The organism is Agromyces mediolanus (assembly GCF_014648575.1).
In the GTDB taxonomy this organism is placed as follows: domain Bacteria; phylum Actinomycetota; class Actinomycetes; order Actinomycetales; family Microbacteriaceae; genus Agromyces; species Agromyces mediolanus.
In genome coordinates, this window is record NZ_BMRJ01000001.1 from 1,748,309 (window position 1) to 1,773,324 (window position 25,016).

At 72.0% G+C, this 25,016-nt stretch carries 17 protein-coding genes and 1 tRNA gene; 16 read left to right on the top strand and 2 right to left on the bottom strand.

All coding sequences use genetic code 11. The features are described from left to right. Nucleotides 1-62 precede the first annotated feature (62 nt). Nucleotides 63-2,408: a transglycosylase domain-containing protein gene (locus tag IEY71_RS08315; RefSeq protein ID WP_189084750.1), complete on the top strand. Its 2,346-nt coding sequence runs from the start codon at nucleotides 63-65 to the stop codon at nucleotides 2,406-2,408. Nucleotides 2,409-2,479: 71 nt separating this feature from the next. Here IEY71_RS08315 and IEY71_RS08320 read toward each other — a convergent pair whose 3' ends face one another. Next, nucleotides 2,480-3,118, bottom strand: a complete 639-nt coding sequence (locus IEY71_RS08320; RefSeq protein ID WP_189084751.1) for an MBL fold metallo-hydrolase — start codon at nucleotides 3,116-3,118, stop codon at nucleotides 2,480-2,482. 178 nt (nucleotides 3,119-3,296) lie between these two features. On the opposite strand from IEY71_RS08320, the gene IEY71_RS08325 reads away from it, so the two are divergent. Next, nucleotides 3,297-3,369, top strand: a tRNA-Glu gene (locus IEY71_RS08325). Nucleotides 3,370-3,556: 187 nt separating this feature from the next. Here the strand turns inward: IEY71_RS08325 and IEY71_RS08330 are convergent. Further along, on the bottom strand, nucleotides 3,557-4,255 hold the full coding sequence (locus IEY71_RS08330; RefSeq protein WP_189084752.1) for a TIGR00645 family protein: 699 nt from the start codon (nucleotides 4,253-4,255) through the stop codon (nucleotides 3,557-3,559). A gap of 210 nt (nucleotides 4,256-4,465) precedes the next feature. Between IEY71_RS08330 and IEY71_RS08335 the strand changes: the two genes are divergently transcribed. The 14 genes from IEY71_RS08335 (at nucleotide 4,466) to IEY71_RS08400 (ending at nucleotide 24,999) form a co-directional block, all read left to right on the top strand. After that, nucleotides 4,466-5,488, top strand: a complete 1,023-nt coding sequence (locus IEY71_RS08335) for a TerC family protein (protein ID WP_189084753.1) — start codon at nucleotides 4,466-4,468, stop codon at nucleotides 5,486-5,488. 124 nt (nucleotides 5,489-5,612) lie between these two features. Further along, a complete protein-coding gene (locus IEY71_RS08340; RefSeq protein ID WP_229781592.1) occupies nucleotides 5,613-6,473 on the top strand; it encodes a PP2C family protein-serine/threonine phosphatase in 861 nt (286 codons plus the stop codon). Then, nucleotides 6,470-7,588: an FHA domain-containing protein gene (locus IEY71_RS08345; protein ID WP_189084754.1), complete on the top strand. Its 1,119-nt coding sequence runs from the start codon at nucleotides 6,470-6,472 to the stop codon at nucleotides 7,586-7,588. The genes IEY71_RS08340 and IEY71_RS08345 overlap by 4 nt, the downstream gene beginning before the upstream one ends. Then, nucleotides 7,588-9,225: a serine/threonine-protein kinase gene (locus IEY71_RS08350; protein WP_189084755.1), complete on the top strand. Its 1,638-nt coding sequence runs from the start codon at nucleotides 7,588-7,590 to the stop codon at nucleotides 9,223-9,225. Before IEY71_RS08345 ends, IEY71_RS08350 begins: the two co-directional genes overlap by 1 nt. Continuing rightward, nucleotides 9,222-9,941 carry a hypothetical protein gene (locus IEY71_RS08355; protein ID WP_189085140.1) on the top strand — a complete coding sequence of 240 codons (720 nt, stop codon included), beginning with the start codon at nucleotides 9,222-9,224 and terminating at the stop codon, nucleotides 9,939-9,941. Before IEY71_RS08350 ends, IEY71_RS08355 begins: the two co-directional genes overlap by 4 nt. 150 nt (nucleotides 9,942-10,091) lie before the next feature. After that, entirely contained in the window at nucleotides 10,092-15,413 is a 5,322-nt protein-coding gene (locus IEY71_RS08360; RefSeq protein ID WP_189084756.1) for an Ig-like domain-containing protein, read from the top strand. Between the two features lie 28 nt (nucleotides 15,414-15,441). After that, nucleotides 15,442-16,410 (top strand): AAA family ATPase, encoded by a 969-nt coding sequence (locus tag IEY71_RS08365; protein WP_189084757.1) that lies wholly within the window; start codon nucleotides 15,442-15,444, stop codon nucleotides 16,408-16,410. Beyond that, entirely contained in the window at nucleotides 16,407-17,717 is a 1,311-nt protein-coding gene (locus IEY71_RS08370; RefSeq protein WP_189084758.1) for a DUF58 domain-containing protein, read from the top strand. Before IEY71_RS08365 ends, IEY71_RS08370 begins: the two co-directional genes overlap by 4 nt. Beyond that, nucleotides 17,714-20,056, top strand: a complete 2,343-nt coding sequence (locus IEY71_RS08375) for a transglutaminase-like domain-containing protein (protein ID WP_189084759.1) — start codon at nucleotides 17,714-17,716, stop codon at nucleotides 20,054-20,056. The genes IEY71_RS08370 and IEY71_RS08375 overlap by 4 nt, the downstream gene beginning before the upstream one ends. Nucleotides 20,057-20,065: 9 nt before the next feature. After that, nucleotides 20,066-20,623 (top strand): FHA domain-containing protein, encoded by a 558-nt coding sequence (locus tag IEY71_RS08380; RefSeq protein ID WP_189084760.1) that lies wholly within the window; start codon nucleotides 20,066-20,068, stop codon nucleotides 20,621-20,623. 124 nt (nucleotides 20,624-20,747) lie between these two features. After that, nucleotides 20,748-22,196, top strand: a complete 1,449-nt coding sequence (leuC, locus tag IEY71_RS08385) for a 3-isopropylmalate dehydratase large subunit (RefSeq protein WP_189084761.1) — start codon at nucleotides 20,748-20,750, stop codon at nucleotides 22,194-22,196. Nucleotides 22,197-22,198: 2 nt separating this feature from the next. Then, nucleotides 22,199-22,816, top strand: a complete 618-nt coding sequence (gene leuD, locus IEY71_RS08390; RefSeq protein ID WP_189084762.1) for a 3-isopropylmalate dehydratase small subunit — start codon at nucleotides 22,199-22,201, stop codon at nucleotides 22,814-22,816. After that, the gene (gene murA / locus IEY71_RS08395) at nucleotides 22,817-24,187 is read left to right on the top strand and encodes a UDP-N-acetylglucosamine 1-carboxyvinyltransferase (protein WP_189084763.1); all 1,371 of its coding nucleotides are present in this window, start codon (nucleotides 22,817-22,819) and stop codon (nucleotides 24,185-24,187) included. It begins immediately after the preceding gene. Between the two features lie 44 nt (nucleotides 24,188-24,231). Then, on the top strand, nucleotides 24,232-24,999 hold the full coding sequence (locus IEY71_RS08400) for a lysophospholipid acyltransferase family protein (protein WP_189085141.1): 768 nt from the start codon (nucleotides 24,232-24,234) through the stop codon (nucleotides 24,997-24,999). Nucleotides 25,000-25,016 lie beyond the last annotated feature (17 nt).

The window sequence follows — 25,016 nt, forward strand, 5'->3', positions numbered from 1 at the left end:
AGGGGCCCTCGTCCGGGGGGACGGCGGGCGACCGCGACGCAGCATCGGGGAGACAGACGCGGATGGATCGGAATCTCCGGAATCGGGACTTCATCGACCGGCGCACACCGCTCGGGGTGCTCGGCGGGCTGCTCGGGCTCGTCGTCGCCTCCGCGGCCGCGGGCGCGCTCATCGTCGCCGGCATGACCCCGGTGATCGGGCTCGTCGGCGCCTCCGCCACGCAGTCGATCGGCATGTTCGAGAGCCTTCCCGGGTATCTCGACATCGAGGAGCCCTCGGAGAAGAGCAACATCTACGCGACCGCGTCCGACGGCAGCCAGGTACTGCTCGCCTCGTTCTACGAGCAGAACCGCGTCGAGGTGGGCTGGGACCAGGTCGGGCAGTTCGTGAAGGACGCCGTCGTCGCGGGGGAGGACCCGCGGTTCTACGATCACGGCGGCGTCGACGTGCAGGGCACGCTTCGCGCGGCGGTGAAGACCGTCACCGGCGGCAATACCCAGGGCGGATCGTCGATCGCTCAGCAGTACGTCAAGAACGTCCGGGTGCAGGAGTGCGAGACCGAGTCCGGCGACGCGGCGATCGCGGAGGCGGAGGAGCAGGCGACGGCGGAGGGTCGGGAGCTCACGAGCGAGGAGCGCGACCAGCTCGTCGCGGACGCGAAGGAGAGCTGCTACGACAAGGTCACCGAGACCAGCCTCGACCGCAAGCTGAAGGAGGCGCGCTACGCGATCGGCGTCGAGAAGCGCTACTCGAAGGATCAGATCCTGCTCGCGTACCTGAACATCGCCGGCTTCGGCGGCACCGTGTACGGCATCGAGGCGGCCGCGAACTACTACTACGGCACGACGGCCGCGAACCTCAGCCTCGCGCAGGCCGCCTCGCTGGTCGCGATCGTGAACAACCCCGAGAAGTTCCGGATCGACCAGCCCGACAACGAGCGCAACGGCGCGGCCGACGGCTACCGGAACAACACCGACCGGCGCAACTACATCCTGCGCGAGATGCTGAAGCTCAAGAAGATCACCCAGGAGCAGTACGACGAGGCCATCGCCACGCCCGTGACCCCGACGATCGTCGAGCCGAGCACGGGCTGCCAGACGGCGGGCGGCAGCGCCTACTTCTGCGACTACGTCAAGACGATCCTGGAGACGGACCCCGCCTTCGGCGAGGACAGCGCGGAGCGCCTCGCGAACTTCCGACGGGGCGGCTACAACGTGTACACCACCCTCGACCTCGACCTCCAGGCCGCCGCCGAGGCCGCCATCGCCGAGAACGTGCCGCAGACCTACCCCGGCTGGGACCTCGGCGCGGTGATCTCGAGCGTGCAGGTCGGCACCGGCCGGGTCCTCGCGATGGCGCAGAACAAGATCTACAGCCAGGACCCGTCCGTGCTGGCCCAGGGGCCGCAGTACTCGAGCGTCAACTACAACACCGACTTCGACCACGGCGGATCGAGCGGCTTCCAGCCCGGCTCGTCCTACAAGGTCTTCACCCTCGCCGAGTGGCTGAAGGAGGGCCACGCGCTCACCGAGCGGGTCGACTCGAAGCCGAAGGCGAACTGGGGCTCGTTCCGGGACAGCTGCGACGGCACCCAGGTGGCGACCGGGTGGAACCCCAAGAACGACGCGAACGAGTCGGGCGGGAACTACACGGCGCTCGAGTCGACGACCGGTTCCATCAATACGGGCTACGTCGGGATGGCGAAGCAGCTCGACCTCTGCGGCATCCGCAAGACCGCCGAGGCCTTCGGCGTGCACCGGGCGAACGGCGGGCCGCTCGAGCAGTACCCCTCGACCATCCTCGGGACGAACGAAGTGGCGCCGCTCACGATGGCGATCGCCTACGCGGGCATCGCCAACGACGGTGTGACCTGCACGCCCGTCGTCATCGACCGCATCGTGGACCGCAACGGCGAGGAGCTCCCGGTGCCGCAGACCTCGTGCACGGCCGCGGTCTCACCTGAGGTCGCGGGCGCCATGCACTACGCGATGAGCCGGGTGATGTCCGGCGGCACGGCCACCGCGTCGAACCGCGCCGTCGAACCGTACGTGCCGCTGATCGGCAAGACCGGCACGACGGACGGCAACAAGGACACCTGGATGGTCGGCGCGTCCACCGCGGTCGCGACCGCCGCCGCCTTGGTGAGCGTGAACGGCGAGGCGAACCAGCGCGGCATCTACTTCGACAGCGGGCAGGCCGCGACCGCCCGGCACCGGATGTGGCCGCGCGTGATGTCCGTGGCCGCGGCGAAGTACGGCGGCGGCGAGTTCTCGATGGCCGGTCCCGGGCCGGTCGCGCCGCGCGCGGGCACCACGCCGACGGCGGACCCCACCGGTGCCGGTCAGGACTCCGCGGATCGCGGCGACGAGCCCGGACGCGGCGACGAGGGCGACGACTCCGACGACTGAGCCCCGCTCGCGGAGCACGGCGCCGTACGGCGCCGTTCGCCGGTCTGAGTTCGCCGCTCAGAGGTCGCCGCTCAGAAGTCGATCGTGTCGCCGGGCTCGAGCGCCAGGTACGCCGAGCCCGCCCGCTCGGCGGCCCACGCGAGTCGCGCGTTCGCGAGGTCCTTGCCGGCGCGCGAGAGCAGCATCTCGTGGGTCGGGAACGCCCGGCGCGGTGCGACCGCCTCGACGTAGTCCATCGCCTCGCTGAGCCGCATCCAGGGCGCGCCCGCGGGGGCGGCGAGCACGTCGACGTCGACGCCCTCGGGGGCGGTGAACGCGTCGCCGCCGTAGTACAGCGCGTCGTTCACGAGCACGCCGAGGTTGTCGATGACGGGGATGGCCGGGTGGATCACTGCGTGCCGGCCGCCGAAGAAGCGGAGCCGGAACGGGCCGAGCTCGCGCTCCTCACCGGCCCGCACGGTCTCCACCGCGTACCCGCTCGCGGCGGCGGCGACCCCGGCCGGCCCGAAGATGCGGGCGTCCGGGCTCTGCTCCAGGATGCGGTCGAGTTGGGCGGGCGTCCAGTGGTCGTCGTGCTCGTGCGTGATGACGACGGCGAGCGTGCCCTGCGCCTCCGTGATCGGCGTCGTGAACTTGCCCGGATCGATGAAGAGCCGGTCCCCGGAGTCCTCCAGGACGAGGGCGGCGTGCTCGAGCTTGGTGAGGCGCATGCCTCGAGCCAACACCCGCGCGGCGCCGTGCGCAAGCAGCGCTGGAGCGCGTGGTTCCGGCCTCCGTTCCGGTCCGCGGGCGGGGTCTCGGCGGCGGGCCGGGCTCGATTTGGAATGTGCTCCGAACGTGTGTCATACTCTTCGAGTTGCCGGAAACGGAACGAGATTCCGAAGACACGGCCCCATCGTTTAGCGGCCTAGGACGCCGCCCTCTCACGGCGGTAGCGCGGGTTCAAATCCCGCTGGGGTCACGATCGGCAACACGGCGCAAAGCCCTCGCGAAAGCGAGGGCTTTCGTCGTTTCCGGGCGGCGTTATCGGGCAGCGTTTCCGGGCAGCGTTTCCGGGCGCGGTTCCAGACCGTCGCCGCGTCGGCGCCGGAACGGCGGATGCCCCGGGGCAGGTGCTGCTCCGGGGCATCCGCCGTTCCTCGGCCGGGTCAGTGCCGCGGCGGCGCGGCCGCGTGCTCCTGCGGCGCGGGCGACGCGGCGACGGCCGCACCGTGCTCCGCTCCGGCGACCGGTACCGGGACGCCGTCGTGGGTCTCGCCGGGGTGGGCGCGGTGGTAGGACATCCGGTCGATCCAGGCGAGGGCGAGCGCCGACAGGATGAACACGCAGTGGATGATGACCTGCCACATCACGCCGGTGGAGGTGTACTTCTCGCCGTTCTCGACCGCGCCCTGCTCGGTGATCGCCCCGACCCCGATGAAGGTCTTGAGCAGGTGGATGGACGAGATGCCGATGATGGCCATCGCGAGCTTCACCTTCAGCACGTTCGCGTTGACGTGCGAGAGCCACTCGGGCTGGTCGGGGTGCCCGTCGACCTTGATGCGGGAGACGAAGGTCTCGTAGCCGCCGATGATGACCATGATCAGCAGGTTCGCGATCATGACCACGTCGATGAGGCCGAGGACGACGAGCATGATCTGCGCCTCGGTGAGGGCGTGCTCGAGGTTGAAGACGCCCTCGAGGAGGTGCCAGAGCTCCTTCAGGAACACCCACACGTAGATGCCCTGGGCGACGATCAGCCCGAGGTACAGCGGGGCTTGCAGCCAGCGGCTGGTGAAGATCAAGAGCCCGATGGCTTTCGACCACGGGGCGGTTCGGTAGGTGGGCGGCGTCGTCTGGGCGCTCATCGGTCTCCTCGATTTCCGGGGGTACGAGTCTATGTCCGCGATTCCGCTAGACTTCCCGGAGCGAAGGGGAGTATCCCGCGGTGCGCGAGCGCCGTGAGCCACGATCGTCAGTACGAACGCCGATGAAGACGTTCCGGGCGTGGCAGCGCGAGAGCGCGGAGGAGAGACTTTCGGGTTCCGTCAACCCCACAACTCCCCGAAAGGCCGCCTGTGCTCGAGCTCCCCATCTGGTTCGAAGTCGGATCCCTCGTGGTCCTGACCCTGATCCTCATCGCCGACCTGCTACTGGTCGTGAAGCGTCCCCACGTGCCCTCGTTCAAGGAGTCCACCCTCTGGGTCGTCTTCTACGTCGTGCTCGCGCTGATCTTCGCCGGCCTGATGTTCCTCCTCGGCGACGCCGAGCACGGCGGGCAGTTCCTCGCCGGCTGGTTGACGGAATACAGCCTCTCGATCGACAACCTGTTCGTCTTCGTCATCATCATGGCCAGGTTCCAGGTGCCGCGGAAACTCCAGCAGGAGGTGCTCATGGTGGGCATCATCCTCGCCCTGGTGCTGCGCGGCATCTTCATCCTGCTGGGCGCCTCGCTCATCGAGAACTTCAGCTGGATCTTCTACCTCTTCGGCGCCTGGCTGGTGTGGACCGCGATCGGGCAGATCCGCGGCGGGCACGACGACGAGCAGCAGAAGGACTCGTTCCTCATCCGGGGCCTTCGTCGCCGGGTGCGCCTCAGCGACGACTTCGACGGCGTGAAGCTGCGCACCACGATCGACGGTCAGCGCTTCTTCACCCCGATGCTCATCGTCTTCGTGGCGATCGGCACCACCGACCTGCTGTTCGCGCTCGACTCCATCCCGGCGATCTTCGGCATCACGCAGAGCCCGTTCATCGTCTTCACGGCGAACGTCTTCGCGCTGATGGGCCTGCGCCAGCTGTACTTCCTGCTGGGCGGTCTCCTGGAGCGCCTCGAGTACCTCAAGTACGGCATCGCCTTCATCCTCGCCTTCATCGGTGTGAAGCTCGTGCTGCACGCGATGCACGTGAACGAACTCCCGTTCATCAACGGCGGCCAGCACATCGAGTGGGCCCCCGAGATCTCCACCTGGATGTCTCTCGGCGTCATCCTCTCGGCCATGCTCGTCGCGACCGTCGCGAGCCTCGTCAAGGCGCGGATCGACGCGCGCCGTCGCGGGCACACCCTGATGGAAGAGGTGCCGCACTTCACCGAGGACTGACGCCGCGGCGTCACCTCGACCGAGCCGAACGGGCCGGGCCGCGCGGCCCGGCCCGTTCCTCTTGGTAGCGTGGTCTCCGGCTCGCCCGCGACCGGCGTGATCGAGCCGGCCAGGGGAGGCGAGCGTGGCGATCGACGACGAGGGGCGCACAGCACTGCCGCACGGCGGGGCGGTGATCGCCCACAGCGCGTCGAGCGACGTCGGTCGGGTGCGGCAGGTGAACGAGGACTCCTACCTCGCCGAGGCCCCCGTCTACCTGGTCGCCGACGGCATGGGCGGGCACGCGAAGGGCGATGCCGCGAGCCGGGCCGTGCTCGAGACCTTCCGGCGGCACCTCGAGTTCGGCCGCGTGTCGACACCGGAGCAGATCCTCGACGCCATCCACTCCTCGAACGAGGCCGTCCGCGCGCTCAGCGACGACGGCGAGCTCGGCACGGCGGTGGCAGGCACGACGCTCGCGGGGGTGGCCCTCGTGGACGCGGGAGCGGACGACGGGCTCCGCTGGATGGCCTTCAACGTCGGCGACTCGCGGGTCTACGCCTGGGACGGCCGTCGGCTCCGCCAGGTGAGCGTCGACCACTCCGCCGTGCAGGAGCTCGTGGACGCCGGGGTCATCCGCCAATCGGAGGCGGAGCGGCATCCGGAGCGGAACGTGATCACCCGAGCGCTCGGCGCCGAGGAGTCCGTGGAGCCGGACGTCTGGCTGCTGCCCACGGAGGGACGCCAGGTGTTCCTCATCTGCTCCGACGGCCTCACCAAGGAACTCGACGACCACGCCATCGCCGAGGTGCTCGCGACCGGCCGCGGCCACGCGCACGGCCTCGCCGGCGAGCTCGTCGACCAGGCGCTCGCCCGCGGCGGCCGCGACAACGTCACGGTCGTCGTCGTCGAGGCGGAGAGCGGCCACCACGGGGTCGACGAGGAGACGACCAGGGACCGTGCACCGGCCCCGGAGGACACGCTGCCCAGGAGGGGCGAGGCATGATCGAGTACATCCCCGACTCCGCCGCGAAGACGCTCGCCGCCGCGCGCGGCGAGGCGGCCATTCTCCTTCCCGCGGCCGCCTGGCAGGCGCACCCGGGGCTCTGGGACGCCCTCGGCGCCCCCGACCCCGTGGAGGCGGTGCTCGGCGAGCTCGCGCGCGACGGCATCACCGCCCTGCCGGAGTTCGCGCTCGTGGTCGCCGTCCCCGGCCGACTGCGGGTCGTCGTCCGCGGCGGGTTCCGGGTGCGCACCGCGGACGAGAGCGTGACCGCGGCCGGCGTCTCGACCTGGCACGAGCGGGCGCTCGAGGCCGAGGCGGTCTACGAGGTGCTCGCCCCCTTCGCGCGGGCGAGCGGCGCAGCGCCCCTGCCCCTCGTCGAGGGCGCGGTCCCCGCCCGTTCGCTCCGTCGCGGCGCGCTGGACGCTCCGGCGTCCCCGCCAGCGGATGCCGCAGCGGATGCCGTGGAGCCTGGCCCCGAGCCCGAGCCCGAGCCCGAGCCCGAGCCCGAGCCCGAGCCCGAGCCCGAGCCCGAGCCCGCACCGCTCGAGGCGCCCGCGAGCCCGGCAGCGCCCGAGCACACGCTCGTCCCCGCCGACGACGAGACGATCGTCATCGCGACCGGGGCCGCGAGCCAGGGCGCGCGAGACGCGACTCCCGCGGCGCCGGTGACGGGGGACCACGACGGGCTCACCGTCGCCGTCACGAAGCTGCAGCGCCTCCGCCGGGAGCGGGGGACCGGCCCGCTCGCCGATGCCCCGGCGGCCGAGCCGGAGACGCCCGCGCTGCGGCTCGTGCTCGCCGACGGACGCGAGGAGCCGCTGATCGGCGAGCTTGTGCTCGGCCGTTCGCCGAGCGCCGGCCGTTCGAGCGGATCCTCCCTGCCGAAGCTCGTGCAGATCGGCCTCGGCGACCCCGACATCTCGCGCTCCCACCTGCGGCTCACGGTCGAGGGCGGCACCGTCGTCGTCACCGACCTCCAGTCGAGGAACGGCACGACCGTGGTGCAGCCCGATCGAGCGCCGGTCAAGCTGCGCGCCGGAGAGCCCACGCCCGTGCTCGCCGGGACCGTGATCGACCTCGGGGGCGGTTGCACGATGCGCGTGGTGGCGGGCTGATGCGCCGTCCGCCCAGCGCCCCGCCGGAGCTCCCCGGCTACCAGTACGTCGACCTGCTCGGCTCGGGCGGGTTCGCCGACGTGTTCCTCTACGAGCAGCGCCTGCCCCGCCGCCGGGTCGCCGTGAAGGTGCTCGTCGCGGAGGAGCTCTCCCGCGATACCCGGGCGCAGTTCGTCGCCGAGGCGAACCTCATGGCGCAGCTCTCCGCCCACCCCTACATCGTCACGATCTTCCACGCCGACGTGGCCGCGGACGGACGCCCGTACTTCGTGATGGAGTACTGCTCCGGCCCGAGCCTGGCCGCCCAGCTCAAGCGCGAGCCCTTCCAGGTCGACGCGGCGCTGCGCACCGGCATACGGCTCGCGAGCGCCGTCGCGACCGCGCACGCCGCCGGCATCCTGCACCGCGACATCAAGCCCGCCAACGTGCTGACGAACGACTACGGCTGGCCGGCGCTGACCGACTTCGGCATCTCCTCCACCCTGGAGGGCGAACTGCCGGTGCACACGATGACCTTCCTCGGCGGTGGCGGCGACGGCGGATCGACCGGCGGCGGGCAGTCCGCCATCGGGCTCAGCGTGCCCTGGTCGCCGCCCGAGATGTTCGACGACGACCCGCGCCCCGATACGCGGAGCGACGTCTACGCGCTGGCCGCGACCGTGCATACGCTGCTGGCCGGGCGCTCGCCGTTCGAGCTGCCGGGGCGGTCGAACGGTTCGCTCGACCTGATCGGTCGCATCGAGCGCGGGGCCATCACGCCGATGGACCGGGACGACGTGCCGCCGAGCCTGCAGAGCGTCCTCCGTCGGGGTATGGCGGTCCGCCGCGACGATCGGTACGCGAGCGCCGTCGAGTTCGCGCGGGCGCTGCAGCGGGTCGAGCTCGAGCTCGGGTACGCGGCGACGGCGATCGAGGTGCCGACGCAACTGCTCGCCGCGCCGGCCGAAGCGGAGCCCGAGCCGGACGACGCCGCCGACGCGACCCGCGCCAGGGTCGCCTCCATTCAGGCCCAGCCTCCAGCACCGGACGCGGACGCGACGCGGGCGCGGGGGCCCGTGACGGTGACGGCCCAGGCCCCGCCGCCCGCTGCTCCGGTGGCGGCCGTCCCGCGACCGGCGGAGGAGCAGACGCTCGTGCGGCCCCGTCAGGTGCCCGCCCAGCCGAGCCCGCAGCCGGTCGAGGCCTCGACGCCGGCGGCGAAGGCGACGCCGCCCGCCGAGCGACGACGCTCGCGCCTCGGACTGATCATCGGCATCGCGGCCACGCTCGTCGTGGTGGCGGCGGTCGGCATCGCGGTGGCCCTGTCGGGGCAGCTCGCGGGGCCGCCCGAGGCCAGCCGGCCGCCGGTGGCCGACACCGAGGACGCGATCGCCGGTGCGCAGGTGCCGTCGCCCGTGATCGAGCCGGGCGTGGCCTCGGCCGACGGCACCTCGGTCACGTTCCGCGTCTCGCATAAGGATGCCGCGGACGGGGACCGGTACCGCTGGGCGCCGGCGGACGGCTCGGGGACGACGGCGGTGGCCGACGGCCCAGAGATCGTCGTGGCGCCGGTGGCGCCGGGGCAGAACGTCTGCATCGACGTGCAGGTGCAGCGGGGGAGCAAGACGAGCGAGCGCGTGCGGGGGTGCACACCATGAGGCCGTTGCGGATCGAGTTCTGCGGGGAGTGGTACACGGTCGAGGAGGGCGTGCCCTTCGGCATCGGCCGGGAGGCGGACCTCGTGATCGACGAGAACCCGTACCTGCACCGGGTGTTCCTGACGCTCCGGGCGGAGTACGGGCTGTGGTGGCTCGACAACGTCGGTCAGCTGCTGTCCGCGACCGTGTCGGACGCGACGGGGAGCGTGCAGGCGTGGCTCGCGCCGGGGGCCCGCCTGCCGATCGTCTTCCAGACGATGCACGTCATGTTCAGCGCCGGATCGACCGCCTACGACTTCACGGTGCACGCGGAGGACGACTTCTACAACACTTCGCTGACCGCCGAGATCTCCACCGCGGGCACGACCATCATGCCGGTGACGCTGACGCCGAGCCAGCGGCTCCTGGTGCTCGCGCTGTCCGAGCAGGTGCTCGTGCAGCCCGCGGGCCGGGCGACCGTGCCGAGCTCGGCCGAGGCGGCCGAACGGATCGGCTGGAGCATGACGACCTTCAACCGCAAGCTCGACAACGTGTGCGAGAAGCTCGACAAGATCGGCGTGGAGGGGCTCCGCGGCGGCCGGGGCAAGCTCGCGACGAACCGTCGCGCGCGCCTGGTCGAGTACGCGGTGGCCACCCGGCTCGTGAGCGCCGACGAACTCCCCTTGCTCGATCGGGCGCGCGAGGAGTCGGACGGCGCGCGGGCCGCGGAGGCCTGAGCCGAGCCTCAGGTCGACGGGGCATGGGGAGTCCTCCCCGTTTGGGGGGCCCCTCCCTGCGTGTTAGGTTGATGCGCGGCCCGGCACGCTCCGTCTGAGGAGACCGGGCCTTCGACGACGACCCGACGACGGCACCGAGGGGGGAGCGCTATGGGGTTCTTCGGCGCCCGCCGCCGCACGATCGCCACGGCGACCGCGCTCGCGGTCCTCGCAGGCGTGCCGGTCGGATTCGCGGTCCTCCATCAGGGCTTTCCCGTGACCGATCCCGACCTCCGAGTGCGCGAGGTCTGGGTGACGAACGCCGAGGAGCTCCAGATCGGCCGGCTCAATCGGCAGATCGACGAGCTCGATGCCGCCGTCGCCACGGCCGCGAGCGAGACCGACGTGCTCCAGCACGGTCTCGACGCCTTCGCCTACGACCCCTCCGTCGGATCGCTCGAGCGGATCGACCCCGCGTTCACGACGCTCGTGGAGCGGATCGATGTTCCGCCCGCGTCGACCGTGGCCTACGGCGGCGACGTTCTCGCGGTGCTGTCGCCGAAGGGCGAGCTCTGGGCCGTCCCGGCCGGCGGGACGCTGTCCTTCGACTGGCGGGGCACCGAACCGCTCGCCGAGCTCGGCGCCGGCGCCGACGTCGCGGTGAGCGAGCGGGGCACGATCTTCGCCAGCGACCCGAAGGCCGGCGAGCTGCTCTCGATCGAGCGCGGTTCCGAGACGCCCGCCGTGCGGGAGATCGGCGAGCTCGGCGACCACGAACTCGCCGCCGTCGGCGAACGGGCCGTCGTCCTCGAGCGCGAGCGCGGCGAACTCATCGTCGACGGTCGTCGGATCGAGCTGCCCGAGGGAGCGTTGCGCTTGCAGCAGTCGGGCCCCGAGGCATCCGAGGCGGTCATCGCGACGGACGATGCCCTGCTGTTCGCGCCGCTCGGCGGCGGTGAGGTGCGCGAGGTGGCGCGCGAGGGCGCGCCCGCCACCGAGAAGCTCTCGAGCGTCGCGGCGCCGGTCCGCGTCGGCAGCTGCGTGCACGGCGCCTGGGCGGAGTCCGGTCGGTACCTCGCCGTCTGCGACGGCGAGAAGCCGCGCGGCGTCGACCTCGAGCAGTCCACGGCGGGCGGCCGGCTCGAGTTCCGGGTGAACCGCGACGTCGTGGTGCTGAACAACCTCGCGAACGGCGACGCCTGGCTGCTCGACTCCGAGCTCCGGCTCGTCGACAACTGGGAAGAGGTGACGCCGCCCGAAGAGACCGACGAGCTCGAGGGCGACGAGAAGAGCGCCCAGCAGACCTTCGAGGACACGCTCGCCGAGCGGACCGAGCAGAACCGCCCGCCCGTCGCGCGCGACGACGACTTCGGCGTCCGACCGGGTCGCACCACCATCGTCGACGTGCTCGCGAACGACACCGACCCCGACGGCGACGTCCTCACGGTCGCGCGCACGAGCGAGATCGCCGAGGCCGCGGGCCGGCTCGACCTCATCGACGGCGGTCGCGCGCTCCAGTTCACGCCCGTGGAGGGCGCCGCGGGCACGGTCAGCTTCCGGTACACCGCCGACGACGGGCGCGGCGGCGTCGCCGAGGCGAACGTGAACCTGCGCATCGTCCCCGACAGTGAGAACCAGCCGCCCGCTCCGCTCCGGAACGGCGCCACGAGCGTCGAGCAGGGCCAGCAGATCTCCTACAACCTGCTCGCGGACTGGACCGATCCCGACGGCGACGACCTCTTCCTCGTCGACGCATCACCGACGAGCGGCGACGTCGTCCGCGCCAGCCCGGACGGCTTCGTGACCTTCGAGCACAAGTCCGCCGAGCTCGGGCTCAAGGAGGTCGCCTACACGGTCTCCGACGGGCGCACCGCCTCGACGGGGAAGTTCACCGTGGACGTGAAACCGGCGGGCGAGCTGAACCCCATCGGCACACCCGATTTCGCGCAGGCCTTCGTGGGCGAGAACGTGCTGATCGAACCCCTGCTCAACGACCTCTCGCCCTCCGGCGCACCGGTCGAGCTGCTCGGCGTCCCCGAGCCGCCGGAGCGGGCGACGGTCACCCCGAACCCCGAGCGCGGCACGATCGCGTTCTCGAGCAACACGCCGGGGGAGTACGTCTTCCTGTACGACCTCGGCGCCGGCGCGAACGTGAGCGTCGGGCTCATCCGGGTGCAGGTCGTCGAGCCGCCGGCCGACGCGCCGCCGCCGATCGCCGTCAAGGACACGGCCTATCTGCGCCCCGGGGAGCCGACCTCGGTGTCGGTGCTCGCGAACGACGTCTCGCCGTCGGGCCGGGTGCTCGCGGTGCAGTCGATCGACGACTCCGGCACCGACGACCTCGTCTCGGTCGAGCTCCTCACGAACACCGTCGCCCGGGTGAGCGCCTCCGAGGCGCTGGACCGCCAGCTGCAGTTCTCCTACACCGTCTCCGACGGGGTCAACACGGCGACGTCGACGGTGACCGTCGTGCCGGTGCCGCCCCTCGTGAAGCACCAGCCGCCGGTCGCGCTCGACGACTCCGCGATCGTCCGGGCCGGCGACATCGTCACCGTGCCCGTGCTGGCCAACGACTACCACCCGGATGCCGCGCCGCTGCACCTCGATCCCGAGCTCGACCTCAGCGGTGCGCCGGGAGTCCTCGCGTTCACCGACGGCGAGCAGCTGCGTTTCCAGGCGCCGCGCGAGGCCGGCGTGCACACCGTCGTGTACACGATCACCGACGACTACGAGCAGATCGCCCGTGCGACGGTCACGTTCACCGTGGTCGGCACGGACGCCGAGAACCGCGCCCCGCTGCCGACGCCGCTCACCTCCCGCACCTTCGCGGGCTCGGCGGTGACGATCGACGTTCCGCTCGACGGCATCGACCCCGACGGCGACTCCGTCGTCCTGACCGGGATCGACCAGGCGCCCGCGCTCGGGCGGATCCTCGAGCGCACCAGCACCTCCTTCACGTACCAGGCCTTCGCGGGCGGCAGCGGCACCGACGAGTTCCGCTACGTGCTGCAGGACACGAAGGGCGAACAGGCCGTCGGCACGATCCGGATCGGGGTCATCCCGCGTCCCGAGGTGCAGGCGCCGCCGAACGCCGTCGACGATGCGATCGAGATGAAGCCGGGCCGGACGGTCGGCGTCGACGTGCTGCTGAACGACTCCGATCCGAGCGGGTACAGCCTGCACGTCGCCGAGCTGCCCGAGATCGACGAGGGCATCGAGGCCGAGATCCGCGACCGGCGCCGGATCGTGGTCACCGCCCCGGAGGGCGAGGGCGCCTACACGATCCGCTACGCGATCTCGAACGGCCACGGCGGCACCGACACCGCGTTCCTGCAGCTCGCGGTCAGCGAGGACGCCGTCATCGACCCGCCGACCGCGGAAGACCAGGTGCTCGAGCCCGAGCGGCTCGTCGCGGGCGAGGACGCCGTCGTCGATCCGCTGAAGGACGCGACCAACCCGGGCGGCCTGGTCGAGGACCTCGTCGTCTCAGTCGAGGGCCCGAACGCGAACCGCGCCGAGGTCGCCGCCGACGGCACGATCTCCGTCCGGCCCGGCCGCGAGCGCTACGCGGTCGCGTTCCGGCTCACGAACGAGCTCGACGAGCTGTCGGCGATGGCCTTCGTCATCGTGCCGCCCGTGCCGGACGGCGACGCGGTGCCCGAGGAGACGCAGCGGCCGAAGACGCCGGAGGAGATCGCCGCGGAGGAGCGCGCGAAGTTCCCCGCGCCGTACCTGAAGAACCTCGGCGAGATCGTCGTGCCGATGAACGGCAGCATCGAGTGGAGCGTCTCCCAGCTCGTCGAGGTGCCGTCGGGCCAGCCCGCGACCGTGCTCTCCGCCTCCGCGACGAACTCGCGCTCCGACGTCATGCAGAGCGGCACCGAGCTGCGGTTCCAGCCGGCCACCGATTATCGCGGTCCCGCGACCGTCACCTTCGAGGTCACCGACGGCAAGGGGGCCGACGACCCGGTGGGCCGCCGCGCCATCCTGAGCTTCCCGGTGACCGTCGGCGATCCCGGCTTCAACGACGTCGCGCCGACCTTCACGCCGCGGAACGAGACGATCGAGGCCGGCGAGGCGCCGCTCGAGATCGACCTGCGCCAGATGACCGATCAGCCGAACCCCGACAACATCGCGAAGGTGAGCTACACGGGGCTCAGCGGGCAGACCCAGGAGATCCAGGCCGAGATCGTCGACGGTGCGACCCTCCGGATGCAGGCGCCGCTGGGCGTGCAGCCGGGCGCATCGACGAGGCTCTCCTTCCAGCTCGGCTTCAACGAGTTCACGGTGCCCGGCTACGTCGACGTGAAGGTGGTCTCCTCGACGCGGGCGAAGCCGCGCGCGGTGGCCGACCCCAACACCGGCGAGCTCGAGGTGCAGCGCGGCGGCTCGGTCACCGTCCCGGTGCTCGAGAACGACTTCAACCCCTTCGCGCAGGACGGCGTGCCGCTCCGCGTCGTCGCCGCCGAAGTCGTGAGCGTGGGCGCGAACGCGACGGCGAGCTTCACCCCGGAGGACGTCACGATCCGCACCGGCTCCGCGTTCACCGGCACGGTCACGGTGAACTACCGCATCGAGGACGGCACGAAGGACCCGAGCCGGCAGGCGCAGGGCCAGGTGACCGTCGTCGTCCGCGACGTGCCGGATGCCCCGGGCGCCCCGGCGATCGTCAGCGGCGGTGACGGCCGGGCGACCATCAAGTGGAGCGCGCCGGCGAACAACAACGCCGCCATCACCGGCTACGAGGTGCTCGGAGCGGGCGGGACCCGTGCGTTCGGCGCGGACGCCGCGGGCAAGAACCAGGTGATCGACGGGCTCACGAACGGCCGGGCGTACACCTTCCAGGTGCGGGCGATCAACAAGATGGGCGACGGCGACTACTCCAACGCCTCCGCCTCGGTGACCCCGTGGGGCACGCCGAGCGCACCGACGAGCGTGCGGGTGACCGCCGACGGCAACGCCCCGACGACGGTCCGCGCGAGCTGGAACGCCCCGACGGAGGACGGCGGTGGCCAGCTCAGGTACCAGGTGCGCTTCGACGGCGGCGGCTGGCAGGACGTGCCGGCCCGGGCGGCGAGCTTCCCGAACCAGGGCGCGGGCACGCACACCGTCGAGGTGCGCGCGGTGAACGGCGGCAACAACGCCGGACCGGGCGCTTCCGACCGGGTGACCGTGAACAACCCGCCCCCGCCGTCGCCGAGCGCCTCGGTCTACAAGGGCGGCGACAGCGGCTGCTGCCGCTACGTCGCGGGCCGGTACTCCGACTTCACCCCGGGCTCGTACACGGTCACCGTGGAGTACAAGCACTGGAGCACGAGCGCCGGCTGGACCTCGATGTCGCCGATGAACGTGAACCTCGGCACCGGCGGCACCTTCCAGACGCTGAGCTACCTGGGCGAGGTGAACCCGGCGGAGTTCCCGGCCGTGCGCATCCGCTTCCAGGGGCCGGGCGGCACCTTCTACAGCAGCGTCGCGAACTGGGGCGCACTCTGATGATTTCGACCGTGGAGGAACGAACGACATGGCAGTGACGCAGGAGCAGGCGGAGTGGTTCCGCGACGCCTTCGGGCGCCTGGTCGAGAACATCGACCGGGCTATCCTGGGCAAGCGCGACATCATCGCGCTCGTGCTGACCGCGATGCTCTCCGAGGGGCACGTGCTGCTCGAGGACGTGCCGGGCACCGGCAAGACCGTGCTCGCGAAGGCGCTCGCGAACACGCTCGACGGCACGAACTCGCGCATCCAGTTCACGCCCGATCTGCTGCCCTCCGACGTCACGGGCGTCACGATCTTCGACCAGACGAAGGGGCGCTTCGAGTTCCACCGCGGTCCGATCTTCGCCTCGGTCGTGCTCGCGGACGAGATCAACCGGGCCAGCCCGAAGACGCAGTCCGCGCTGCTCGAGGTGATGGAGGAGGGCCGCGTCACCGTCGACGGCGTCGGGTACGAGGTCGAGCGGCCCTTCATGGTCATCGCCACGCAGAACCCGGTCGAGCAGGCGGGCACCTACGCCCTCCCCGAGGCGCAGCTCGACCGCTTCCTCATCAAGACCTCGCTCGGCTATCCCGATCACGCCGCGGCCGTCGCCGTGCTGCTCGACTCGGCGAACCGGGCCCGCGCCGACGGCATCACGCCGATCATCGCCGCGAGCTCGATCTCCGCGATGGCGGCGCTGGCCGCCGAGGTGTACGTCGACGAGTCGGTCGTGTCCTACCTGAACGAGGTCGTCACGGCGACGCGGGAGCACCCGGATGCCGCGCTCGGCGTCAGCATGCGCGGCGCCCTCGCGCTCGCCCGCGCGGCGAAGACCTGGGCGATCGCGCAGGGGCGCGGCTACGTCACCCCGGACGACATCCGCGAGCTCGCGGTGCCCGTGCTCGCGCACCGCATCATCGTCGACCCCGAGGCGGAGTTCACCGGCGTGACCGCGAACGACATCGTCGCCCGCGCGCTGGCGGACGTGGCCCCGCCCGCCTACCGGGCGGCATGACGGGCGACGCCGGCACCGCGCCGCAGCCCTCGCAGTCCCGACTGGCCTTCCAGGCCGTCGGGCGCTCGCTCGCGCGCACGGGCGGGGAGCTCGGCACGCGGATCGCGGGGGCCTGGCGCGCGGTCGCGGCGTTCGCGCGGCCGGCGACGAGCCTCGTCTCGACGACCGGATGGCTCGTGCTCGTCGCGGCGCTCGTGTCCGCCCTCGTCGCCGTCGTCTTCGACTGGGTGGAGTTCGCGTTCCTCGCGGCCACCCTCGCCGGCGCGCTCCTGCTCGCCGTGCCCTTCGTGTTCGGTCGACTGCGCTATCGCGTCGGCGTCGAGCTCGAGCCGCGACGCGTCGTCGCCGGGGAACGCGCGCTGGGCCGGCTCGGCGTCGTGAACGACGGCACCGCGAAGTCGGTCTCCTCCCGGATCGAGCTGCCGGTGGGTGCGGGCTCGGCGGTGTTCCGCATCCCCTCGCTGGAGCCGCGCGCCGGGCACGAGGAGCTCTTCGCGGTGCCGACCAATCGCCGCGCCGTGATCGTCGCCGGCCCGGCGATCTCCGTCCGGGGCGACGAGCTCGGCCTGCTCCGCCGCACCGTGCGCTGGAACGACCCGGTCGAGCTCTTCGTGCACCCGGTCACCGCCAGGCTCCGGCCCTCGGCGGCGGGCCTCGTCCGCGACCTCGAGGGCGAAGTCACGAAGGTCATCACCGACCACGACCTCTCGTTCCACGCCCTCCGCGCGTATGAGCCCGGGGATCCGCTGCGGAACGTGCACTGGCGCAGCTCGGCCCGCACGGGCCGGCTGATGGTGCGCCAGTACGAGGAGACCCGACGCTCCGAACTCGTCCTGCTGCAGTCGACCGAGGAATCGCACTACGACGACGAGGCGGAGTTCGAGCTCGGGGTCTCGGTGTTCGCGTCGATCGCCGTGCAGCTGATCAAGGACGCCACGAAGACGGTCTGCGCCACCGAGCGGATGCGGCTGCGTACGACGAGCACGACGAGCCTGCTCGACGACAGCTGCCGCATCCAGCCCTACGCCCGCCGCGGCGGTCCGGCGCTCGGCGGACTGCGCGAACTGGTCCGGGACCGCATCCGCCTGGCGCCCGCCGCGAGCGTCGTGGTGCTCGTCACGGGCGGCGCCCAGCCGCTCAGCGAGGTGCGCGCCGTGCAGACGGTGCTGCCGCCGGAGATGCCGCTCGTCGCGATCCGGGTGCAGCGCGGCGCCGAGTCGCGCATCGCGAAGGTCGGCCGGAGCACGGTCGCCACGATCGGCGATCTCGGCGAGCTCGCCGCGGTGATGCGGAGGGTCCGGCCATGACCGCATCGCAGCCGATCCTCGCGCCCGCCTCGCCCGAGCGGCGGCCGTCGGCCGGCGGGGTCACGAGCACCCAGCTCGTCGACCTCGGCGTCCTCGCCGCGCTGTGCCTGCTCGCGGTGGCGGGGTACGAGACGAGCTTCGGCGGAATGGACTTCCTGCTCGCGGCCGTCGGCGGCCTCGTGGTCGGCACCGGCGCCGCCCTGCTCGGCTCGGTGCTGCGCCTCGGGGTGCTGAACACCGTGCTGCTCGCGCTGGCCGCCTACTTCCTGCTCGGTACGCCGTTCGCGATGCCCGGTCAGGGGATCGCCGTGGTGCTGCCGAGCCTCGACTCGCTCGCCGGCCTCGCGATCGGCGCGGTCTACGGCTGGGCCGACCTCGTGACGATCGCGGCTCCCGTCGAGGCGCCCTACTACGTCGCCGCGGTGCCGTACGTCGCGACCTGGCTCGTCTCGCTCGTCGGCGGGCTGCTCGTCCTGCGCTGGCTGCCTGCGCGCCGGACGGTGCTCCGCGCGGCCGTTCTGCTCATCGGGCCCGTGCTGCTCTATCTCTCGGGCATCCTCCTCGGCACGGACGAGGCCTTCCTCGCCGCGGTGCGCGGGGTCGCCTTCGGTGCGATCGCGCTCCTCTGGCTGGCGTGGCGCCGCCGCTCCGGCATCGAACAGGGCGGCGCCGACGGCGGCACGCTGCTCCGCCGCATCGGGGGAGCCGGTGCGGTCGTCGGCGGGGCGGTCGTGGTCGGCACCGTCGCCGGACTCGCGTTCGCGCCGACCGCGGCGGAGCGGTTCGTGCTGCGCGACGAGATCGTGCCGCCGTTCGACGCCCGGGAGTTCTCGAGCCCGCTCGCCGGCTTCCGCAGCTACACGAAGGACCTCGCCGAGGAGCCCGTGCTGCGGGTCAGGGGGCTCGAGCCCGGCGATGTGCTCCGGCTCGCGTCGATGGACGCCTACACCGGCCGGCTCTTCACGGTGGCCGGACCCGAGTCGGCGATCGACGGCGGCTATGCGATCGTCGGCGCGACGCTCCCCGAGCCCGCGCTCGCAGACCTCGGCGGCGAACGCCGCATCGAGGTCGAGTCGCTCGGCTACCACGACGTCTGGCTGCCGACCGTGGGGTACGGCGAGCGGCTGCAGCTCCTCGACGGCGCCACCGCCGCCCGCGCGGGCGACCTCCGGTACAACGCCGACGCGGGCACCGCGGTGCTGACGAGCGGGTTCCCGGTCGGCGGCCGCTACGAACTCGACGCGCGCACCCAGCTCCAGCCCGACCCCGAGTCGCTCGTCGATGTGCCGGTGGCGCGCCTCGAGCTGCCGCCCGTCGATCAGCTCCCCGACGTCGTCGCCGCGAAGGCGGAGGAGTACGCGGGCGAGGAGGAGAGTGCGATCGGCCGGATCCGCGCCATCGAGACCGGCCTGAAGACGAACGGCTTCCTGAGCCACGGGCTCGCCTCGGACTCGGTCGCCTCGCGCGCCGGGCACGGCGCCGACCGGCTCATCGAGCTGTTCACCCGCTCCCAGATGGTGGGCGACGAGGAGCAGTACGCCGCCGCGATGGCGCTCATGGTGCGGCACCTGGGCTACCCGGCCCGGGTCGTGATGGGCTTCGCGCCCGAGGTCCAGGAGGGTGCCGACGAGGTCGAGGTCCGCGGTGAGGACGTCACCGCCTGGGTCGAGGTCCCGTTCGAGGGCGTCGGCTGGGTGAGCTTCCGGCCGACCCCCGACCAGGTGGACGTGCCGCAGGAGCAGACGCCGCGGCCGAAGAGCGAGCCGCAGCCGCAGGTGCGCCAGCCGCCGCGCAACGAGGCCACCGACGACGAGCTGCTGACGACGGTGGAGATCGACGACACCGAGGACGAGAAGCGGGACCACCCCTTCGAGGTGCCGGGCTGGGTGTGGGTGCTCGCCGGTTCGCTCGGCATCCCGCTCGCGATCGTCTTCCTCCCGCTCCTGTTCGTCGCGCTCGCGAAGCGCCGGCGGCGGGCGCGTCGGCTCCGGGAACGGCCCGATCGCAGCTCGGCCGGTGCGTGGGACGAGCTCGTCGACCGCTACGCGGAACTGGGGCTCGAGCCCCCGGAGCGGGCCACCCGCCTGCAGACGGCGGCCGCACTCGCCGGGCAGTCGAGCGAGCAGGGGCTCGCGGGCGCCGAGTCGCTCGCGACCCTCGCGGCATCGGTCGACCGCGACGTCTTCGAGGGCCGGGAGCTCGACGAGGCGGTGGCGACCCAGCGCTGGACGGAAGCGGATGCCGTGGCCGCCGCCGCGACGGCCGCGGCCGGTCGGGTCCGGAGGATCGTGAGCCGGTACCGCTACGCGAGACGCCGGAAGCGGCGCGGCCGCCGCTAGGCTTGCGGCGTGGACGGGTCCGACTTCATCGTGCCGCCGCCGGGCCTCGTGCCCGGCGAGCCGCCGGCCGCCCCCGAGCGCGCCGCCAAGCCGGTCGAGCGCACGCTGCCCTCGTTCGCGCCGGGGCGGAGCGGGCCGCCCCCGCTCGTGCCGACGCCCGCCGGGCCGGTCGTGCAGGTCCCGCCGCCGCTCGACCCGGCGTACGAGGTCACCGGCGAGCGGGTGCGCTGGCGCCTCGTCGCCTCCGGCGGCGTCGACGCGGTCATCACGGGCCCCTCGGTCCTCGGCCGGGCGCCCCGCGTCGAGGATGCCGAGGGCGCTCGGGCGGCGGTGCCGATCGACGATGCGAGCCGGACCGTGTCGAAGACGCACGCGCTCGCCGTCCCGGCGGGGGAGGCGCTCGCGGTCACCGACCTGCACTCCACGAACGGCGTCCGCATCGAACGCGCGGGCGCCGAGCCGGAGGAGCTCGCACCGGGCGCGACGGGACTCGTGGGCGACGGCGAGGTGCTCGTGCTCGGCCGCCTGCGGCTGCTCGTGGCGAGACTGCCCTCGCCGAACGTGTAATCTGTCAGGGTGCGTGCACGGCGACTTCTGCTTCGGTGCCGCGGCGGGGCCTCGTTCTAGGCCCTTCCCCGCCGCGGAGTCCGTCGACGGCTGATTCAGAGCAGAACCGAAGGATGACCACCGCATGACCGCGTCAAGCGAACGCCCCCGCACCCTCGCCGAGAAGGTGTGGGACGACCACCTCGTCAAGCAGGGCGAGGACGGCACCCCCGATCTCATCTACATCGACCTGCACCTGGTGCACGAGGTGACGAGCCCGCAGGCCTTCGACGGGCTGCGGATGGCCGGGCGGCCCGTGCGCCGCCCCGACCTCACGATCGCGACCGAGGACCACAACACCCCGACGCTCGACATCGACAAGCCCATCGCCGATCTGACGAGCCGCACCCAGATCGAGACGCTGCGTCGCAACGCGGCCGAGTTCGGCATCCGCCTGCACTCGCTCGGCGACAAGGAGCAGGGCATCGTCCACGTCGTGGGCCCGCAGCTCGGCCTCACGATGCCGGGCATCACCGTCGTCTGCGGCGACTCGCACACCTCGACGCACGGCGCGTTCGGCGCGATGGCGTTCGGCATCGGCACGAGCGAGGTCGAGCACGTGCTCGCGACGCAGACGCTGCCGCTGAAGCCGTTCAAGACGATGGCGATCAACGTCGAGGGCACGCTGCGCCCCGGGGTCACGGCGAAGGACATCATCCTCGCGGTGATCGCGAAGATCGGCACCGGCGGCGGCCAGGGCTACGTGCTCGAGTACCGGGGCAGCGCCATCCGCGCGCTGTCGATGGACGGCCGGATGACGATCTGCAACATGTCGATCGAGGCCGGGGCCCGCGCCGGCATGGTCGCACCCGACGAGACCACCTTCGCCTACCTGAAGGGTCGCGCGCACGCGCCCGAGGGCGAGGACTGGGACGCCGCGGTCGAGTACTGGAAGACGCTGCCGAGCGACGAGGGCGCCGAGTTCGACGCCGAGGTCTTCATCGACGCCGACGCGCTCGAGCCCTTCGTCACCTGGGGCACCAACCCCGGCCAGGGCGTCTCGCTCTCCGACACCGTGCCCGACCCCGCCACGATCGACGACCAGCACGAGCGCGCCGCCGCCGAGCGGGCGCTCGAGTACATGGACCTCCGCCCCGGCGTGCCGCTCAAGGAGATCAAGGTCGACGCGGTCTTCATGGGCTCCTGCACCAACAGCCGCATCGAGGACCTGCGGGCCTTCGCGTCGATCGTCGCCGGCAAGCGGAAGGCCGACGGCGTGCGCGTCATGGTCGTCCCCGGCTCCGCGCGGGTGCGCCTCGAGGCCGAGGCCGAGGGGCTCGACAAGGTCTTCGAGGCCTTCGGCGCCGAGTGGCGCTTCGCCGGCTGCTCGATGTGCCTCGGCATGAACCCCGACCAGCTCGCCCCGGGGGAGCGCTGCGCGTCGACCTCGAACCGCAACTTCGAGGGCCGGCAGGGCAAGGGCGGCCGCACCCATCTGGTCTCCCCGCTCGTGGCGGCGGCGACCGCGATCCGCGGCACGCTCTCGAGCCCGTGGGATCTCGAACAGGCCGTGACCGAGGCGGAGGCGAAGTAATCGTGGAGAAGATCAGCACCGTCACCGGCGTCGCCGTCCCGCTGCGCCGCTCGAACGTCGACACCGACCAGATCATCCCCGCGGTGTTCCTGAAGCGCGTCACGAAGACCGGCTTCGACGACGCCCTGTTCCACGGCTGGCGCCAGGACCCGGAGTTCATCCTCAACCAGCCCGCCTACCAGGGCGCCAGCGTGCTCGTCGCGGGCCCCGACTTCGGCACCGGTTCGAGCCGCGAGCACGCCGTCTGGGCGCTCCGCGACTACGGTTTCCAGGTCGTCATCTCGAGCCGCTTCGGCGACATCTTCCGCGGCAACGCCGGCAAGCAGGGCCTGCTCGCCGCGCTCGTCGCCTACGAGGACATCGAGCGCATCTGGGAGGTCGTCGAGGCCGAGCCGGGAATGCCGGTCACGGTGGATCTCGTTGAGCGTACGGTGAGCGCAGGTGAGCTCACGGTGCCGTTCGAGATCGACGACTACACTCGGTGGAGGCTGTTGGAGGGACTCGACGACATCGGGCTCACTCTGCGCGAAGAAGAGGCCATCGCCGAGTTCGAACAGCATCGAGCGGCGTGGCGGCCAACAACGCTCCCGATCCGGGAGCCGGCGGAAGCAGGGAACTGAGTGAACACACTCGTTGATGACGCGAAGCAGCACGGGAGCGCAGTGGGACTCGAGGTCGACAAGATCACGATCAACGGCGGCAAGCCGCTGCGCGGCCGCATCGAGCTGAAGGGCGCCAAGAACCTCGTCACCAAGGCGATGGTCGCGGCGATCCTCGGCGATACGCCCAGCGTGCTGAAGGACGTGCCGAACATCAGCGACGTGCGCATCGTCCGCGGCCTGCTCGAGGTGCACGGCGTGACCGTCACCGAGGGCGAGGAGCCCGGCGAGCTCGTGCTCGACCCGTCCGGCGTGGCCCAGGCGCACATGGCCGACATCGACGCCCACGCCGGGTCGAGCCGCATCCCGATCCTGTTCTGCGGGCCGCTCCTGCACCGGCTCGGCGAGGCGTTCATCCCCGACCTCGGCGGATGCCGCATCGGCGACCGCCCGATCGACTACCACCTCGAGGTGCTCCGCAACTTCGGCGCCATCGTCGAGAAGCTGCCGAGCGGGATCCGCATGTCGGCCCCGAACGGCCTGAAGGGCGCGAAGGTCGAGCTGCCGTACCCGAGCGTCGGCGCGACCGAGCAGGTGCTGCTGACGGCGACCCTCGCCGACGGCATCACCGAGCTCACCGGCGCCGCGATCGAGCCCGAGATCATGGATCTCATCAACATCCTGCAGAAGATGGGCGCGATCATCACGGTCGACACCGACCGGGTCATCCGCATCGAGGGGGTCGACCGGCTCTCCGGCTACCGCCACCGCGCGCTCTTCGACCGCAACGAGGCCGCGAGCTGGGCCGCGGCGGCCCTCGCGACCGAGGGCGACATCTTCGTCGGCGGCGCCCGCCAGGCCGAGATGCTCACGTTCCTGAACGTCTTCCGCAAGGTCGGCGGCGCGTTCGACATCGCCGAGGACGGCATCCGGTTCTTCCACCCGGGCGGCGAGCTGAGCTCGACGATCATCGAGACCGACGTGCACCCGGGCTTCATGACCGACTGGCAGCAGCCGCTCGTCATCGCCCTGACGAAGGCGAAGGGCGTCTCGATCGTGCACGAGACCGTGTACGAGCAGCGCTTCGGCTTCGTCGACGCGCTCGTCGAGATGGGCGCGAAGATCGACGTGCACAAGGAATGCCTGACCGGCAAGCCGTGCCGCTTCGGCCAGCGCAACTTCAAGCACTCGGCCGTCATCTCCGGCCCGGCGAAGCTGACCGGTGCCGACATCGAGGTGCCCGACCTGCGCGGCGGGTTCAGCCACCTCATCGCGGCGCTGACGGCCGAGGGCCGATCGACCGTGTCGAACGTCGGCATCATCGCCCGCGGCTACGAGAACTTCATCGGGAAGCTCGAGCTGCTCGGGGCGGACTTCGAACTCGAAGGGTGAACGGCCAGGTGGCGAACGACGACGGCGCGGGTGAATCGAAGCCGGTGAGCGACCCGCCCACGGCGGGGGCGAAGCCGCGGTCCGAGACCCGGCGGCCCTCCTTCTTCTGGTTCCTCGCGGCGGTCATCCTGCCGATCATCAACCTCGGCGTGAAGTTCCGCTTCCACCACCGGGAGCGGATGCCGCAGTCGGGCGCCTTCGTGCTCGCGCCGAACCACTACAGCGAGATCGACCCGGTCGTGATGGGCGCCGCGAGCTGGAAGCTCGGGCGCGCCCCGCGCTTCCTGGCGAAGGCCTCGCTCTTCAAGGTCCCCGTCGTCGGCTGGGCGCTCCGCGCCTCGGGCCAGATCCCGGTCGAGCGCAGCGGCAGCCGTGGGCACGACGCCCTCCGCGCCGCCGAGGAGCTCGTCGAGAAGGGGCGGATGGTCATCGTCTACCCCGAGGGCTCGCTCACCCGCGACCCCGAGCTCTGGCCCATGCGGGGCAAGACGGGCGCGGTCCGCATCGCGCTCGAGCGCGGCATCCCGCTCGTCCCCGCGGCCCACTGGGGCACGCAGGCCCTCATGCCCCGCTACGGCAAGAAGCTGAGCCTGTTCCCGCGCAAGACGATCGACGTCGCCATCGGCGAGCCCGTCGATCTCACCCCCTACCGCGGCCGGCCGCTCGACCAGGCGACGATGGTCGCGGCCACCGCCGATCTGATGGATGCGATCGCGGAGCTGCTCGCCGAGCTGCGCGGCGAGCCGGCGCCCGCCGAGCGCTGGGACCCCGTCGTGCACGGTCAGAAGGAGACGGGCCGAATTGAAGACTAGGAGCGGCCCCCGCAAGC